The organism is Mesorhizobium sp. LCM 4576 (assembly GCF_001854815.1).
GTDB lineage: Bacteria > Pseudomonadota > Alphaproteobacteria > Rhizobiales > Rhizobiaceae > Mesorhizobium > Mesorhizobium plurifarium.
The window spans coordinates 43,215-59,099 of record NZ_MDDT01000025.1 but is presented as its reverse complement, the minus strand read 5'-3'; the positions used below and the strand labels follow the sequence as shown (position 1 = coordinate 59,099).

16 protein-coding genes and 1 tRNA gene are annotated in these 15,885 nt (G+C 62.8%); 6 read left to right on the top strand and 11 right to left on the bottom strand.

All coding sequences use genetic code 11. From position 1 onward, the window contains the following. Nucleotides 1-86: 86 nt before the first annotated feature. Both LCM4576_RS16765 and LCM4576_RS34860 read right to left on the bottom strand, forming a co-directional pair. Nucleotides 87-536 carry a PIN domain-containing protein gene (locus tag LCM4576_RS16765; protein ID WP_071033219.1) on the bottom strand — a complete coding sequence of 150 codons (450 nt, stop codon included), beginning with the start codon at nucleotides 534-536 and terminating at the stop codon, nucleotides 87-89. After that, on the bottom strand, nucleotides 533-778 hold the full coding sequence (locus LCM4576_RS34860) for a type II toxin-antitoxin system prevent-host-death family antitoxin (protein WP_082047363.1): 246 nt from the start codon (nucleotides 776-778) through the stop codon (nucleotides 533-535). Before LCM4576_RS34860 ends, LCM4576_RS16765 begins: the two co-directional genes overlap by 4 nt. 219 nt (nucleotides 779-997) lie before the next feature. On the opposite strand from LCM4576_RS34860, the gene LCM4576_RS16760 reads away from it, so the two are divergent. Next, a complete protein-coding gene (locus LCM4576_RS16760) occupies nucleotides 998-2,419 on the top strand; it encodes an MFS transporter (RefSeq protein ID WP_071033218.1) in 1,422 nt (473 codons plus the stop codon). 33 nt (nucleotides 2,420-2,452) lie between these two features. Here the strand turns inward: LCM4576_RS16760 and LCM4576_RS16755 are convergent, their stop codons facing one another. Further along, the gene (locus LCM4576_RS16755) at nucleotides 2,453-3,148 is read right to left on the bottom strand and encodes an RlmE family RNA methyltransferase (protein ID WP_071033217.1); all 696 of its coding nucleotides are present in this window, start codon (nucleotides 3,146-3,148) and stop codon (nucleotides 2,453-2,455) included. Then, nucleotides 3,148-4,506: a Ppx/GppA phosphatase family protein gene (locus tag LCM4576_RS16750; RefSeq protein WP_071033216.1), complete on the bottom strand. Its 1,359-nt coding sequence runs from the start codon at nucleotides 4,504-4,506 to the stop codon at nucleotides 3,148-3,150. Before LCM4576_RS16750 ends, LCM4576_RS16755 begins: the two co-directional genes overlap by 1 nt. A 264-nt stretch (nucleotides 4,507-4,770) precedes the next feature. Between LCM4576_RS16750 and LCM4576_RS16745 the strand changes: the two genes are divergently transcribed. Both LCM4576_RS16745 and LCM4576_RS16740 read left to right on the top strand, forming a co-directional pair. Beyond that, nucleotides 4,771-5,703, top strand: coding sequence for a YbhN family protein (locus tag LCM4576_RS16745; RefSeq protein ID WP_071033215.1), 933 nt, complete (start codon nucleotides 4,771-4,773; stop codon nucleotides 5,701-5,703). Nucleotides 5,704-5,905: 202 nt separating this feature from the next. Beyond that, a tRNA-Gln gene (locus LCM4576_RS16740) sits at nucleotides 5,906-5,979 on the top strand. 176 nt (nucleotides 5,980-6,155) lie between these two features. Here LCM4576_RS16740 and LCM4576_RS16735 read toward each other — a convergent pair. After that, nucleotides 6,156-6,605, bottom strand: coding sequence for a cupin domain-containing protein (locus LCM4576_RS16735; RefSeq protein WP_071033214.1), 450 nt, complete (start codon nucleotides 6,603-6,605; stop codon nucleotides 6,156-6,158). Nucleotides 6,606-7,029: 424 nt separating this feature from the next. Next, entirely contained in the window at nucleotides 7,030-8,559 is a 1,530-nt protein-coding gene (locus tag LCM4576_RS16730) for a winged helix-turn-helix domain-containing protein (protein ID WP_071033213.1), read from the bottom strand. Nucleotides 8,560-8,810: 251 nt separating this feature from the next. Here LCM4576_RS16730 and LCM4576_RS16725 point away from each other — a divergent pair, with 251 nt between their 5' ends. Then, nucleotides 8,811-9,044, top strand: a complete 234-nt coding sequence (locus tag LCM4576_RS16725; RefSeq protein WP_041011524.1) for a hypothetical protein — start codon at nucleotides 8,811-8,813, stop codon at nucleotides 9,042-9,044. A 509-nt stretch (nucleotides 9,045-9,553) separates the two neighbouring features. Here the strand turns inward: LCM4576_RS16725 and LCM4576_RS16720 are convergent. Further along, a complete protein-coding gene (locus LCM4576_RS16720; RefSeq protein ID WP_071033212.1) occupies nucleotides 9,554-10,456 on the bottom strand; it encodes a LysR family transcriptional regulator in 903 nt (300 codons plus the stop codon). A 131-nt stretch (nucleotides 10,457-10,587) separates the two neighbouring features. Between LCM4576_RS16720 and LCM4576_RS16715 the strand changes: the two genes are divergently transcribed. Then, nucleotides 10,588-11,370: an aspartate/glutamate racemase family protein gene (locus tag LCM4576_RS16715; protein WP_071033211.1), complete on the top strand. Its 783-nt coding sequence runs from the start codon at nucleotides 10,588-10,590 to the stop codon at nucleotides 11,368-11,370. 89 nt (nucleotides 11,371-11,459) lie between these two features. Here the strand turns inward: LCM4576_RS16715 and LCM4576_RS16710 are convergent, their stop codons facing one another. The 3 genes from LCM4576_RS16710 to LCM4576_RS16700 form a co-directional block, all read right to left on the bottom strand. Further along, a complete protein-coding gene (locus LCM4576_RS16710) occupies nucleotides 11,460-12,893 on the bottom strand; it encodes an aldehyde dehydrogenase family protein (protein WP_071033300.1) in 1,434 nt (477 codons plus the stop codon). Nucleotides 12,894-13,052: 159 nt separating this feature from the next. Continuing rightward, on the bottom strand, nucleotides 13,053-13,460 hold the full coding sequence (locus LCM4576_RS16705) for an ACT domain-containing protein (protein ID WP_071033210.1): 408 nt from the start codon (nucleotides 13,458-13,460) through the stop codon (nucleotides 13,053-13,055). Beyond that, nucleotides 13,457-13,924 carry an N-acetyltransferase gene (locus LCM4576_RS16700; protein WP_071033209.1) on the bottom strand — a complete coding sequence of 156 codons (468 nt, stop codon included), beginning with the start codon at nucleotides 13,922-13,924 and terminating at the stop codon, nucleotides 13,457-13,459. The genes LCM4576_RS16705 and LCM4576_RS16700 overlap by 4 nt, the downstream gene beginning before the upstream one ends. A gap of 345 nt (nucleotides 13,925-14,269) precedes the next feature. Here LCM4576_RS16700 and LCM4576_RS16695 point away from each other — a divergent pair, with 345 nt between their 5' ends. Continuing rightward, complete coding sequence (locus tag LCM4576_RS16695; protein ID WP_071033299.1) at nucleotides 14,270-15,331, top strand: YeiH family protein; 1,062 nt, start codon at nucleotides 14,270-14,272, stop codon at nucleotides 15,329-15,331. A 25-nt stretch (nucleotides 15,332-15,356) separates the two neighbouring features. Here LCM4576_RS16695 and LCM4576_RS16690 read toward each other — a convergent pair whose 3' ends face one another. Next, a complete protein-coding gene (locus LCM4576_RS16690; protein ID WP_040983369.1) occupies nucleotides 15,357-15,866 on the bottom strand; it encodes a GAF domain-containing protein in 510 nt (169 codons plus the stop codon). Nucleotides 15,867-15,885 lie beyond the last annotated feature (19 nt).

Genomic DNA, 15,885 nt, shown 5'->3' with positions numbered 1-15,885 from the left:
CTCATCTTCCCTTTCAGGATTGGCGCTGGCTGGTAACACGTCCCGAGACGGAAGGAAAGCGGGTCGTTACTCGACGCGCCGGGTTCCTATTCGGCGCCGAGAAGGGCATCGAGCAAAGCATGACGCGGCGACRCAAAAGGATTTACGACAGTTACGCCGCCCCAAGTAAAGCCGTCTTGTAGGTCCTCTGACAGAAGGAGCCGGCAACCCGTTTGCGACGCGGCGGAAAGAATGACCGCATCCCAGATACCAAAACGATGATCGGCGGCCAGATCGRCTGCCATCATCATCACTTCGGGTGTTGTCCCAGTAATCGGAAATGCGTCTCGCCAACTCAGCAGTGCGTCTCGAGCTTCTTCCGGCGATCGCCCGGCCTTGCAGACAAGCACATTGTACAGTTCACCCAGGACCTGGATCGGAACGATGGCAGTCTCTTGGGGAACGCTGCGCAACAAGTCGAGAACGGTATCGCGTTTTTCAACGCTGTTGACCCCTTCCGCGTAGACGAGGATGTTGGTGTCGAGTGCGACCTTCACCGGTCGTCCTCATAAAGCTCGTCACGGGTCCAATGCCCCGCTTGCACGACTGGCTGCCGTTCAAGTCGTGATAACAAAGCCGCGCGCGAGCGGGCAGGCACGCCTTCGTGCTTATCAGCAGGCACGATCCGAGCCACTGGACGTCCATGGCTGGTCACGACGTAGCTCTGGCCCTCACGCACCTCACGAAGGATATGTGAGAATCTGCGATTGGCATCGGCAGCCGATACGGCTTCATCCACGATTGCACCCATTTGTAGTTATTTTCACTACAATAGCGATAGTGACTGAATTTATCAAGCATCTTGGGGTCGTTGACTCGCCCCACCAGTGGTTGCGGTCGCACAAACGTGACAGCAATTTAATGCGACATCCGGGCCGAGGCGTGATAACCGCCCGGTCGCACCGGTTCGCCCCCAAGCCGGTGCCAGAATCGCGAAGACAAATCAGGGCGTTTCCCCTTGAACCGCATCATCCCGCTTATCCTGGCGGTCGCACTTTTCATGGAGAACATGGATTCGACCGTGATCGCGACGTCGCTGCCGGCGATCGCCATCGACATCCACACCAGCCCGATCGCGCTGAAGCTGGCTTTGAYGGCTTATCTGGTGTCGCTGGCGATCTTCATTCCGATCAGCGGCTGGATGGCGGACCGGTTCGGCGCCAAGACCGTGTTCCGCGCCGCGATCGGCGTCTTCATCGCCGGCTCGGTCGCCTGCGCCTTTTCCAATTCGCTGCCGGCTTTCGTGGTGTCGCGCTTCCTGCAAGGCATAGGCGGCGCGATGATGACACCCGTCGGACGCCTGGTGCTGGTGCGCGCCACGCCGAAGAACGAACTGGTCGCGGCGATGGCCTGGCTGACCGTGCCGGCGCTGGTCGGACCGCTCGTCGGGCCGCCGATTGGCGGCTTCATCACCACCTATTTCACCTGGCACTGGATCTTTCTGATCAACGTGCCGATCGGGTTGCTGGGCATGTGGCTCGCCACGCGGTTCTTACCCGAAACCGAGCCGACGGAGACCCCGCCGCTCGATTTCCCGGGATTTGTGCTCAGCGGTCTCGCAGCGTCCGGCGTCGTCTTCGGCCTTTCCGTCGTCAGCCTGCCGGCGCTGCCGCCGATGGCCGGCTTCATCACGGTGGCGGTCGGGGTGATCTCCGGCTTGCTTTATCTGCTCCATGCCCGCCGCGCCAAGAACCCGCTGCTGGCGCTGGAGCTGTTCCGCAACCAGGTCTTCCGGTCCTCGGTGCTCGGCGGCTCGCTGTTTCGCGTCGGTATYGGCGCGGTGCCGTTCCTTCTGCCGCTGATGTTCCAGATCGGCTTCGGACTGACGCCGTTCCAGTCGGGCATGATCACCTTCGTCTCGGCGATCGGCGCCATCGGCATGAAGTTCGTCACGGCACTGCTGTTCCGGCTTGCCGGCTTCCGGCGCGTGCTGATCTGGGGCTCGCTGGTCGCGGCCGCCTCGATCGCCATCTACGGCCTGTTCACGCCGCAGACGCCCTACGCGCTGATGCTGGCGATCCTTCTGGTCGGCGGCTTCATCCGCTCGATGTTCTTCACCGGCGTCAATRCACTTTCCTATGCCGAGATCACGCCCGCAGACTCCAGCAAGGCGACGCCGATCACCGCGGTTTTCCAGCAATTGTCGATCGCAATGGGCGTGGCGCTGGCCGGCGGCATCCTCGAAGTGTCGACCTCTATCCATGGCGGGCCRCTGACCTTGCGGGATTTCCACATCGCCTTCTTCATCGTGGCAGCCGTCTCGGCGGCAGCCTCGATCACCTTCATGCGGCTTGGGCCGGAGGCCGGCAATGCCGTCTCGGGCCATGGGCGGCTGACCACGCCGAAGACGCTGGAAACGGTTGGGACGGCGGGGAAGTGAGCACGCCTTCCTTCTCCCCTTGTAGAGAAGGCGTTAGCCTTTGAACTCCTTCGCCAGCAGGTAAAGCTCCACCGATTCGTCGCGCGAGGCCGGCGGCTTCACATGATGGACCGAGCGGAAGTTCTGCTTCAGCAGTGACAAGAGCTCGTTCTCAGCGCCGCCCTGGAATGTCTTGGCAAGAAAATGCCCGCCGGGCTTCAGGACATGCAGCGCGAATTCGGCCGCCACTTCGCACAGATGCATGGTGCGCAGGTGGTCGGTGCGGCGGTGCCCTGTCGTAGGCGCCGCCATGTCGGACAGCACAATATCCGGCTGGCCGCCAAGCGCTTCGGCCAGTTTCTGCGGCGCGTCGGGGTCGAGGAAATCCATCTGCAGGATGACGRCGCCCGGAACCGGATCCATTTCGAGATAGTCGATGCCGACAACGTGCGGATTTTCAGCGCTCGACTTGGTCCGCGCGGCCGCCACCTGGCACCAGCCACCGGGGGCAGCACCGAGGTCGATCACCTTCATGCCGGGCTTCAGCAGATGATGCTTGTCGTCGATCTCGATCAGCTTGTAGGCGGCGCGGGAGCGGTAGCCATCGGCCTTGGAGCGCTGCACATAAGGATCGTTCATGTGGCGCTCGAGCCAACGGCGCGAGGATTCCTTCAAGCCGCTCTTCTTCTTGATCCTGGTCTTGAGGACGCGAATGTTTCCCAAGCCCGGCTTTTCGGGTTTCTTGCTCATCACCGGCCACGCCCCTCACTGCGCCAGACGCCGTCATCGGCCATCAGCTCGCTCAAAATCCCCTCGCGCAGGCCGCGGTCGGCGACGCGCAGCCGCTCGGACGGCCACACACCGCGGATCGCCTCCAGGATGGCGCAGCCGGCGAGAACGAGATCGGCGCGGTCGGCGCCGATGCAGGGGTTGGCGCAGCGCTGCTGGAAATCCCAGCCGATCAGCCGCTCTATCATGCGGTCGACGCTGTCGCGGTCCATCCAGAGGCCATCGACGCGGCGGCGGTCGTAGCGATCGAGATCGAGATGCACGCCGGCGAGCGTCGTCACCGTGCCGGAAGTGCCGAGCAGATGGAAGTTGGGGCTAGCCAGCACATGCGCGAGCCGGTCGCGGCCGTCGAAGGCCTTCAGCCGGGCGGCCACGTCCTCGACCATTGCGGCAAAAGTCTCGCGCGTCACCGTGCGGCCGCCGAAGCGCTCCGCGAGCGAGACGACGCCGACGGGCAGCGACGTCCAGGAGACGATGTGGTTGGCGAGCCGCGGAGAGCGCCGTCCGGTCAGGTCGATCAGCGCGATTTCCGACGAGCCGCCGCCAATATCGAACAGCACCACGCCTTGCGTGTCGCGCTCGACCAGCGAGCCGCAGCCGGAAACGGCAAGGCGGGCCTCGGTCTGGCGGTCGATGATCTCGAGCTTCAGCCCGGCCTCGCGCTCGACGCGATCGAGAAACTCGACGCCGTTGGCGGCCGAGCGGCAGGCCTCGGTGGCGATCAGCCTGGCTTTCCTGATCTTGCGGTTGCGCAGCTTCTCGCCGCAGATCTTCAGCGCCTCGACAGCGCGGTCCATCGCCGCCTGGCTGAGCCGGCCGCTCGCCGTCAGCCCCTCGCCCAATCTGACGATGCGCGAGAAAGCGTCGATGACGCGAAACTGGCCGTGACGGCCAGGCACCGCGACCAGCAACCGGCAATTGTTGGTGCCGAGGTCGAGCGCGGCAAAGACGGGCAATTCCGGTCGCGGCGGACGCTGCGGGGCCGTCAGCCTTGGCTCAACCTGCGAAGGCACGCTCTGAGGCTGGCTTGCCGCCGTGGCGGCAGCCGCCAACTGCGGCACGACGCCGTTCTCGTCGCGCGCGAACACCTTGCGGCCGCGCTTGCGCTTGCGGCGCTTGCGCGTCTTGCCTTTCGGCTGATCGCCATGCTGGTCGGCTTGGCCGGTTTGTCTCTGGCCGGCATGTCTGGGGTCGGCATGTCTGGGATGCGCACCCGCGTGGCGGCTGAATCGCGCCGGCTGCGGGCCCGCCGACTGCGCCGGCGATGCCCCGGACATACCCACTGCCGACGCGCCCGCGCCGGTATCGTGGTCTTCCACTTCAGTTCCTTCCGGCGCCGCGCGAACCGGGAACGGACGCAGCAGGCACCTCGATTTGTTTCAAGTTGGCGCCAGAGTAGCAGCGCCGTTCGCAATCACCAAGAGCGCGAGGCCGAATTTCGCCAACCTCACATTTGCCGAGATCACGTTGGGGCAATGTCTTGCCGGTTGAATAGCCGGCTTCAATCAGGCATGTCTCAAATGCGGGTTCGAAGGGGTCGGGCAACATCAAATCAGTGAGCTGCAGCGCATGATGACGACGCCATGAATTGGAGGCGCTATTTCTGGCCGGTCATAGGCATCGCGGCGGTGGCGTTCTCGCTGTGGCTGCTCATCCACGAACTGCGCGGCATTTCGCTCGACGATGTCTGGGCCGGCATCGCCGCCATCCCGCCGCGCGATTGGGTGCTCGCGRCGCTGAGCTCGGTCGTCGCCTATGCCTCGCTCGCCGGCTACGACCACATAGCGCTGCTGCATATCGGCAAAAAAGTATCGTGGCTGTTCGTCACGCTCTGCTCCTTCACCACCTACGCGGTGTCGCACAATATCGGCGGCTCGGTATTTTCCGGCGCGGTGATCCRCTATCGCGCCTACGCCACGCGGGGGCTGACCGGCCAGGAGGTCGGCGTGCTGGTGGCGATCTGCTGGTTCACCTTCATCCTGTCCAGCGTTTTCCTCGGCGGCCTCGTTCTGTTGTTCGAGCCGCAGATCATCGACCGCTTCACCGGCGCGCCCCACCATGGCGCCGCCTTTGCCGCGGGGCTCGCCATGCTCATCCTCGTCGGCGCGTATGCCTTCGGCAGTTGGCTTCGGCTGAGGCCTTTGAAGATAGGCAGCTTCCAGCTCCACTACCCCGCGCTGCAGATCGTGGCGCGACAGTTGCTGGTTGGGCCGGTCGAGCTGCTCGGCGCCGCGGCGATCATCTACTTTGCCCTGCCGGATGCCGGCAATCCCGGCTATTTCGTCGTGCTCGGCGTGTTCATGGTGTCGTTCTCGATCGGGCTGCTGTCGCATGCGCCGGGCGCGCTCGGCGTGTTCGAGGTCGTCTTCCTCACCGGCCTTTCCGACATGGATCCGGTCGGCGTGCTTGCAGCACTTCTGGTGTTCCGCCTGTTCTATCTCATCATTCCGCTGCTGATCGGCCTTGGCGTGGTGCTCTATTTCGAGCATTCGCAGTACAGCCGCGGCGAGAGCTGAAGCCTTCCGCCCGCCCGGCCGAGCCGCCAACGCATGTCGCCAAAAGCGCGGAGCGCTTTGGGCGAATGACATGCATCGGACAAAGGCTTCAAAAAGGCTGCGATTGAACTCAGCTGCGGGCTTGACTATTTTTCGATGGCGGCTACAAGGCAGCGCTCGCGGCACATAGCCGCCCGCTTTGCACGGCACGGGCCGCGCCTGCTGGGGAATAGGTTAACGGTAGACCCACGGACTCTGACTCCGTTAGTCCTGGTTCGAATCCAGGTTCCCCAGCCAAGCTTCTTTTTTCATGGATTTTCAATACGTTAGCGAACGTTAGAGACTGCCAAGTGTTGCGGCTTTGTGGGTACGGATCGAGAAAAGTCGGATAGCCGCCTTCATGCTGCGAGYGCGAATCCACCACGTCTGTATGATGGATCCAACATCATGGCATCGAAGGTCATCACCCGCCCTTAGTCCTTCAGCCACTTTATGCCGTACTTGCGCGACATTGCCGCATAGACCTCGGGCATCGATGCACCGCTTGCCTCAGCCTGCGAAAGGTCCCGGAAGAAACGCTCAAACCCCGCCGGCGACGTTATCGTCAGAAAACGACCGGTGYGCGGCACGATACGCCGATGGGCATGCGGAACGCCCCGCGGCGCGAACATCGTTCCGCCCGGTCCCACCCGAAAATCCCGGTCACGGCAACGGAAGACATGCTCGCCCTCGATCACGTAAAAAAGCTCGTCTTCGTTCGCATGGCAATGAAGGGGCGTATCCAGGGGATCGATCTCCTCAACAACCGAAAAGGCGCCGCCGGTGGTATCGGCGGATGCCTTGACGAGGAAATCAGCGCCGCTGAAATGCAGCCGCTCGCCCTCACCGGCTTCCAGACTATACGCGGCAAGCGTCGTCTTCATGGCATGTCTCCGCTCTCCACGCGGCGGGTATATTATAAAGCTCTCCGGAGAATGGCTGCTCGCGCCCGCCACCGCCGCGGATGGGCTCTCGGCAGCTTTCATGCCAGCGTCCGCCCGCCGGCCAAGACTCTGGGTAGCCCGCCCCTAGTCCTCAGGGGACGTGGGATGCCAGGTTGGAAGATCAGCCCATTCGACCACGGTCATTGTCGAAGGGAGCTCGGTTTGGACTGGAGGCTGCCACTTGGGCAATAAGTGCCTAACTGCACCGAGAAGCCGAGATACGGCGCGCAAGAACGAACTTCTAGATATTCCAATGGCTTGGGACATAACCACCTCCTGTCGATCAACGACAGCGGCAGTCTCGRCTCATCTGGCGGTTTGTGTCCCAAAAGGCCTCCAAAATCTCTCGAAAATTCGCGAGCGCTCAGTCCGGCAGGCCTGCCCTGCGAAGCCCGTCGGCAAGAATACGATAGCGCTCGTGATTGGGGCGCCGATCTAACCTTTCGAAATGCGACATGCGCAGATAGGGAGCGAGGACCAAAACTCTTTCGACTGCCTGTTTGGCTTTCTCAACTTGGCCGAGGTGCCCGTAAGCAGCCGCCAAGGTGTACCAGGACGCCAGCCATTCCCCATTGGCGGCGATGCTCCTAAGCGCCCATTCGACACCGGCCTCAAACTCCTTGCTGAAAATGTGGGAGCAGCTGATGCCCAGTAGGATTTCGTAGTTTACAAGCGCCGCGGGAGAAATCTCATACGCTTTCAAGAACGTTTGCCTTCCCAGTTCCAGGTCACCGACCAGCACATTGCAGAAGGCGAAGAGCGATAGCACGGTTGGGTTATTCGGGTTGGCGAGGCGAGCCTCAGCAAGCATTGCAAGGCCGCGCTCACGCTGGCCGCCAATGATAATGAGGATCAAAGCCGAAATGGCGACGACTTGYGGATCATCATGTCCCAATTCGGCGGCACGTTCGGCAAGTTCGAGCGAACGTCTTCGTTCAGTGTCGCTCATGCCTGTTCCAAATGTGTCTTGTCGCTCATATGCCCAGGCCGCTTGCGCCAATCCGGCGGCAAAGTCCGGATCGAGCCTCACACATTCTTCAAGCAAGCGAATTGCCTCGGCGCGCGCCGTCGGCTCGATGGTTCGAAAGAGCGGAAGTGCTCGCAGGTATAGGTCATAGGCATCCAGACTCTCCGGTCTCTTTCGCCGAGCACGCTCGATTTCCGCCCGACTGATGGCGGGCTCGACCAGGCCTACGATCGCCTCGGTGACCCGGTCTTCAAGGTCGAAGAGGTCGGCAACGACCCCTTCGAAGCGCTCAGCCCAGAGCTGACTGGCGTGGGGCGCATCGAGCAAATGTGCGCTGACACGAACCCGTTCGCCCGAACGAAGCACGGAGCCTTGTAGGAGATAGCGGACGCCTAGCGCCGCTGCGATGTCCCCCGGCGAGGAGTTGTGTGCCAAAGCTGCAGCGGCTGTGAGGGTGGGTGTGACGGAGAGCCCTCGGAAGCGGGACAAGGCGGCGACGATTCCCTCGACGACACCCTCCGCGAAATAAGCTGAATCGCCGGCTCCAGATGGGTCTCTGAAAGGAAGCACCGCAATGACAGGGCGTTTCGGCTCCGAAAGGTAGTCGTCACCGCGCGTGAGCGTTCGCAGCAAGCGGTACCCGAACCGAGGAACCGTCGCGATCCATTCCGCTCCGTTCTCCGCGCGGCCCAGAACCTTGCGAAGTGCCGCGATCTGGACTGAAAGGTTGGCCTCTTCGACCGTCAGRCCCGGCCAGCCGCGCTCAAACAGCGTATCCTTGGAGACCGGCTCGCCGCGCGCCTCGATGAGAGCAGTAAGCAGCGCCACGCCGCGTTGCCCTATGGACAGCGGCTCGCCATCCCGCGTCAGGATACCGGTCAGCGGGTCAAGAACAAACGAACCGAAGGAGTATTTGGCGTCCACCATGAGCTCAGTTCTAGCCCACTGGCTGCGTAGGTGGAACCGACAGTCTGCCCTCGTTGCTCACCATCGCCGCGTTGGGAAAGGCTTCTTCGACAGACAGTCCTGCTTGGCCAATTTCCGTTTGATTGCCGAACATATTAGCAATCAACGATATATTAACAGCTAGGGTGCAGCCTGCTCGAATCGGGAATGTCCCCCGATCGACGATCCGGCGCTCAATGTGCCGAGACGCTCGACCGATGCGGAGCAAACGCATGAGTGTCGAAACAGCATTGGCGCAGATATTGCGCATGATCCATCGTCGCGCCCTGAATTTGGCGACAATGCCGGACGATGAAAGAGATCCATACTACGACAGCATCCGCCGGTCATGTTGCGGAGCAGCCGAGCATATAGGGCAGTCTCCCGACAATGCGGCCATCACGGCAAACAGCATGGTCGAGTTTACCCGGGCAATGGTCGGCATCATCGAGGCGGGGCGCGGGTAAGCCGCAAACGTCGACACGTTTGCGACGAACTCGGGAGGTGCCGAGACGCGCGGCGGCTACGGCGCGTTAGCCGAAGCTCGCAAGGCGATGATTGCCACGGGCGCATCGGCGTCAGGCTTCCGAGCCATCGCTATCTCAGATCGCGCCCCGAGTGTTCGACGACAAATGTTTCGCTATCGGCATTACCGGCCAGCAAATATCCAATTGATTGTCGAACGACAGCCCGTTTCGCATCCGCTTTGGATGGCCGGCATCCCGCGCTTATTTCAAGATCCTTCATGCAATTCTCACCATTGTTGCTGTATCCGGTCTGGCCGGCTCGGCCTATGCTCAGYAGGCAACAGTCAATTCCTGCGTCAACCCTGGCGATTACTGGACCCATTGCCTGAACGGCACGCATGGCAGCCACAATGATGGTCGCGGAAGCGATCGTCGTTAATCGGCACGTCCGCTGAAAAAGAGCCCCGCAGGCATCTCGCCTGCGGGGCTTTTTTTGCGCTTCACCGCACCTACCGGAGGGCTTGGACACCCTGGGACTGCCAGGCCATTTCACGCAGCTTTGAGAGAACGGCGTTCTCGAATTGCGAGGCCTGGTGAAACTCACTAGTGACCACGCCCAGCTTGCGCGGCGGCAGGCCATCCCGCAAGGGAATCACGGCGAGGCCGGGCAGCGGGCATGATCTGGCGGCGATCTCGGGGACGACAGTCAGGCCGATATTCTGCTGCGCGAGCTGGCAACCGGTCATAAGCTGGCGCACTTCGACGACGGTTTTTGGCTGCAGGCCGGATCGCTCGGACATCATGGCGAGCCAGTTGCCCGATGTCGTTCCCGAGGGAAAGCGGATGAAGGGCTCGGCAAGCACATCCTCATCACCCAACTCGGACCGCGCGGCAAGCGGATGCGACGTCGACAGGACGACGCAGGCGCCGTCCTGGCAAAGCGGCTCGAACAGGAGGCCGGGCGATGCGACGAAGAYGCTGCTGATGCCGAAATCGATCTCATTCGACCTCACAAGCTGGAACGTCACCTCGCTGTCGATCTCCACGATATCGAGCACATGGCTCGGAAACCTGGGCCTCAGCGCAAGGAAGGCGGGGCCGATGAACATCGCGGCAAAGGAAGCCACGCTGGYAACCCGCAGGATCTGTTCGGTACCGAGGCTTAGCGAGGCAAGTTGATCGACAATCGCCTCGTTGCCCGCAACGAGCCGACGGAGGCCCGGCAGCAGCGAGCTGCCGGCAKGGCTGAGCCGAAGCCCTTCACGGTCGCGAACCAGCAGCGCGAAGCCCAGTTGTCTCTCCAACTGCGTGACGTGCTGCGAGATGGCCGGCTGGGTAAGGCCCAGCGCGTCCGCCGCCTGGGTGAACGAGTTCAATTCCAGCACCGTCAGCAGGCTGCGCACGCGGCGCACGGATATTTCGTCCCGTCGGGAAAGCATGGCAATGCCTCCATAAGAACCTTCGAACCATCATAAAGAAACGTTATTTCCTGCCGTATTCATAAGCAACTAGCGTCCGCTGCAACGATGTGCGGAGGCTTGGGATGACGGCTCGCGATTCAGGGATCCACAGAATTCATGCCCGCAGGAATCATTCCTGCTACGGAATGGGCCTGGGCATCATCATCCTCGACGAGGTGTACCCGGGATTTCCCGGCGATGTGCGAAACGCGAGCGCCTATCCCTTTCCGATCCAGTACGAAATCGCCGAAGGCGTCGACATCCAGAACCTCGTACGCGGCGACGACAAGAAAGCCTTGCTGGAGCCGATCGTCAGGGCCGCGCGGAAACTGGAACGCATGGGATGCCGGGCGATCGCCRCCRAATGCGGCTACTTCGCCTGGTTCCAGAAGGAGATCGCGGCAAGTGTCGACGTGCCGGTCTTGGCGTCGAGCCTGCTGCAGGTACCTCTCGCCCAGATGACGATCGGCCCCGAAAGGGTCGTCGGCATTCTCGTCGCCGAGGGCGACCGGCTCAGTGACCGGCATCTCACGTCAGTGGGTGTGACGCTCGGGACGAACTATGTCGTTCACGGCGCCAAGGACGACGGGAAGACGCCCCAGTTCGACAGTCTCTGGACAAAGGACATCCGGCCAGAAATCCCGACCGCCGATTACGGCCTGGCGGAGCGCGATATCGTCAAGGTGGCGAAGGATTTCGCCGCCGCCCATCCTCGCATGGGAGCCATGGTGCTGGAATGCACCGGGTTTCAGCCCTTCGGCCGGGCGATACAGCGGGAGATCGACATGCCCGTGTTCAGCTGGTCGACCCTGCTGGACTACGCCTATTCCGTYACCGTGCACCGGGATTTCTACGGCCATGTCTGACCCGCGCGACCAGCCCAAATGGAAAAGGCGCGGCCGAGACCGCGCCCTTCCTAAGCTTCTTCGGAGGCCTGTTCCTCCGCGCGCGGGCCCTACTCCGCCGCCTYGTAGCCGGCGATGCCCTTGATCTCGAGGAAATCCTCCAGGCCGTATTCGGCATATTCGCGGCCGTTGCCGGACTGCTTGTAGCCGCCGAACGGCAGGCCGGCGTCCCAGGTTGGGTAGTTGATGTAGACATTGCCGGAGCGCATGCGGGCCGCTGCCTGGCGCGCCTTCTCGATGTCCTTGGCCTGGATGTAGGAGGCCAGGCCGTAGACGGTATCGTTGGCCTGCTCGACCGCCTGCTCCACCGTGTCGTAAGGCATGATCGACAGTACTGGCCCGAAGATCTCTTCCCTCGCGATGCGCATGTGGTGCGTGACGTTGGCGAAGACGGTCGGGCGGACATAGTAACCGCGGTTGAGTTCGGCCGGACGGCCGGGACCGCCAGCGACCAAGGTGGCGCCTTCATCTATGCCGCTCTGGATCAGATCCTGGATCTTGTCGAACTGGATCTGGCTCACCACGGGGCCGAGCTTGGAGGTAGGCGCGTCGGCTGGGCCGACGGTGAATTTCTCCGCCGCCTTCTTCGCATAGCCTGCCGCCTCGTCGTGACGGTCGCGCGGCACGAACATGCGGGTCGGCGCGTTGCACGACTGGCCGCTGTTGCCGAAGCAGCCGGCGACGCCCTTGGTGACCGCCCGCTCCAGATCGACATCCGGGAACAGGATGTTCGCCGATTTGCCGCCGAGCTCCTGATGCACGCGCTTGACCGTGTCGGCCGCCGCCTTGGCGACCAGGATGCCCGCCCGCGTCGAGCCGGTGAAGGACATCATGTCGACATCCGAGTGGCTGGCCAGAGCCTGGCCGACGGTCGGGCCGTCGCCGTTGACGAGGTTGAACACGCCCTTCGGCACGCCGGCCTCATCGATGATCTCGGCGAAGATGATGGCATCGAGCGGCGCGATCTCGGACGGCTTCAGCACCATGGTGCAGCCGGCGGCGAGCGCCGGACCGACCTTGCAGGTGATCTGGTTGAGCGGCCAGTTCCACGGCGTGATCAGGCCGACGACGCCGATCGGCTCCTTGACGATCAGCGACGAGCCCTTGACGTGGCGGAACTGGAAAGTCTTCAGCACCTCCGCCATCTTTTCCAGATGCGCAAGGCCGACGCCGACCTGGCTGTCCAGCGCCATCTGGCGCGGCGCGCCCATCTCGCGCGAGACGGCGAGCGCAAGGTCCTTGCTGCGCTTCTTGTAGACATCGATGACGCGGTTAAGGATGTCGAGCCGCTCCTCGACTTCAGTGAAGCCGAAGGTGGCGAAGGCGCGCTTGGCGGCGGCCACCGCCTTGTCGACATCGGCCTTGGAGCCCAGCGAAATCTGCGCGAAAGCGTCTTCGTTCGAGGGATCGATAACGTCGAGCGTATTCGGCACAACAGGATCGACCCAGGCGCCATCGATATAGAACTGCAGATTGTGTGACATGGTTTCGCTCCTGCGGACCGCTTTGCTCGATTGTGGTGAGATGGTCGTCGTATATCGCCAGAAATAACGATGCGGCATGTGCTCTGTCAAACGCAAGCGAGAAGTGCTTGAGCCAGCGCGTCGGGTGTTGCGCCAGAGTTGGYGCCACCGCATTCTCGACTAGAGCAGTGTATGYCCTGCCTCGCCCAGCAAGCGTATCGCAGCGGCGCCGTCTGCAGCCTTCACCAACAGATGGTCGCCGTCGAAGGTGGAGACGACGAAGACGCCCAGGCCATTTTCCGACAGCGGCCTGATGACCGACAGCACGATGCCGGTTTCGCCGAAGGCAAAGGGGCCTTCGAATTTGAAGGCGACCCAGTCGCTATCCTGCCTGACGCTATCCGGTACGCGATCCTGCAGACAGGTGATGGAAAGCTCATCCTCGGTTCTGGCGATGCTGACGAAACCCGGTCCGTCTGCCCAATCAGGAATGCCGTGCCMGGCTCCCAACCGCGAAATCGCATACAAGCCGGGCAGTTTCTTCAACCTGATCCCGGCAGGCTTCGTCGCGCTCCGGTTGGCGGTCATCTGGCGATCCTCTTGCTCATATAGACGGTCGTGCCATTCATGAACGGCTCTTCCCGGTCGACCGTATAACCCTGTCGCCGATAGAGCGACACATTCGCTTCGAACGCGCCGTTGGTCAGCAGGCGAAGCTCATCACGCCCGGCTTCGCGCGCCTTGTGCTCCGCCCGTTCGAGCAACAGCCGGCCGATTCCCCTGCCCTGCGCGTTCGGGGCGACGCAGACATTCTCGATCCAGAGGTGATCGTCGGCGAGCATGGTCTCGAGCATGCCGACAATGCGATCCTGCGCAACGGCGAGGTCGAACGGATGCTCGGCGACGGCCTTTTCGTAGTCGGCGCGCATCGGCAGYGGCTCGCGGCCGATCACCGGTACCCATTTGGCATAGGCGGCGCRCACGATATCGCGGATGGCAACGGCATCTGCCGCCTCGGCCGCCCGGAACCGGATGGAAGAATTGATCGTCATTGCTGGACTCCCGATATGAAAAACCCCGCCGRCTGAAGTCGCGGGCGGGGCAGGAAACGAACGAACCGGATCTGTCGTGTCGGGTCTTATCGTCRCGCAATCAGCCTGCCGCTCCGCACTCGGCGAAGGCGGCGTCGCTTGGCATTGGCGGGCGCGAGAGTTGACATCGCGGCAAGCTGGGGCAGGAACCGGCAAGCGTCAAGGCTCGGCCGGTGCTGGTCATTAGGCCAACCCATTAGCGGCTCGCCATCGTTCGACAAAATCGATCATTATAACTCAAATAATTCGTTGGAAAGATCGATTTTGGAATGGCATTTCGGCGGCGAAAGTGCCTGGAGAATTCAATTGTCTTTCCTGCCCGTCACCGCGAACGATCTTCCAAACGGCCTGAACCCGGCCAATGCCGGACGGGAGCGCCCTGCCCTGACCGCGATCTTGGCCGGCGTTGTGCCGGGACTGGTGCTGGTGGCGATGATCACCAGCGTCGCTTATTCGGCGCGCGGCTTTTCCGGCCTCACCTTGTTCAGCCCGATGATCCTCGCCGTCGTCGCCGGCATGATCTATTCCAACGTGCTYGGCATGCCCGCTCACGCCAAGGCCGGCATCGCCTTCTCGYAAAAGCGCCTGCTGCGCTTCGCCATCGTGCTGCTGGGCTTCCAGCTCACGCTCGGCCAGGTGGCGGGCATCGGGTTCGGCGGTGTCGGCATCGTCGCCGCCACGCTCGGCGCCACCTTCCTCTTCACCGCCACGCTCGGCCGGCTGATAGGCGTCGACCGCAAGCTCGCCYAGCTCATCGCCGCCGGCACCTCGATCTGCGGCGCTTCGGCCATCGTCGCCACCAACATCGTCACCGATGYGCGCGACGAGGACGTGACCTACGCCGTTGCCGCCATCACGCTGTTCGGCACTGTCGCCATGCTGGGCTTCCCGCTGCTGGCGCCGGTCTTCGGCCTCGACCAGCACGCCTTCGGTCTGTGGGCGGGCGCCTCGATCCATGAGGTGGCGCAGGTGATCGGCGCCGGCTTCCAGAACGGAACGCTTGCCGGCGAGACGGCGACCGTCGCCAAGCTGACACGCGTCGCCATGCTGGCGCCGATGGTCATCGCGCTCGGCCTGACGGCGCGCCGCGGCAACACCGATGCTTCCGGCGCCAAACCGCCGATGCCCTGGTTCGTTGCGGCTTTTGTGGCGGTGGTGGCGCTGAACAGCCTGGTCGCGATCCCTGCCCAGATCCATGCCGCCATCGCCCTGGCCGCGCAGGTGATGCTGACCATGGGGCTCGCCGCCATGGGCCTGCAGGCCGACATTTCCGAACTGCGCTCGCGCGGCCTGCGGCCGCTGATGCTGGCTTTCTCGGCCTTCCTCTTCATCTCGGGCTTCAGCCTGACGCTGGTGAAGCTCGCCTGAGGCAGGCCGGGCCCGGCCTCATCCCTCAGTCTTCGCCATCGTCCTCGAATTCACACGCCGCGACATAGATCGCGGCGAGTTTCTCGATACCCGCCTGGTCTTCCTTGTCGAAGCGGCCGGGCAGCGGGCTGTCGAGGTCGAGCACGCCGAACGCGCCTTCGGCGTCGCGCAAAAGCACGACCAGCTCGGAGCGCGAATCGGCATCGCAGGCGATGTGGCCGGGAAATTCGTTGACGTCCTTGACCAGCATCGACATGTCGAGCTCGATGGCCTTGCCGCAGACACCCTTGCCGACGGCGATGCGCACGCAGGCGGGCTTGCCCTGGAAGGGCCCGAGCACCAGCTCGTCCTCGGAGGCGAGGAAATAGAAGCCGGCCCAGTTGAGGTCGGGCACCATCTGATAGATCAGCGCCGCCGTGTTGGCGGCATTGGCGACGGAATCGCCCTCGCCTTCCAGCAGCGCTTTCAATTGCGTGGCCAACTCCTTGTAGAAGGCCGGCTTATTGCTTGTGTCGATTGCCGTTGCCGCGAACATCGTGTTGTCTCTCCGTTGC

Bases quoted from the DNA above. Each gene is read 5' to 3' on its own strand.
- LCM4576_RS16690 (WP_040983369.1), bottom strand. From the start codon at position 15,866: ATGTTCGCGGCAACGGCAATCGACACAAGCAATAAGCCGGCCTTCTAC.
- LCM4576_RS16725 (WP_041011524.1), top strand. From the start codon at position 8,811: ATGAGTGTCGAAACAGCATTGGCGCAGATATTGCGCATGATCCATCGT.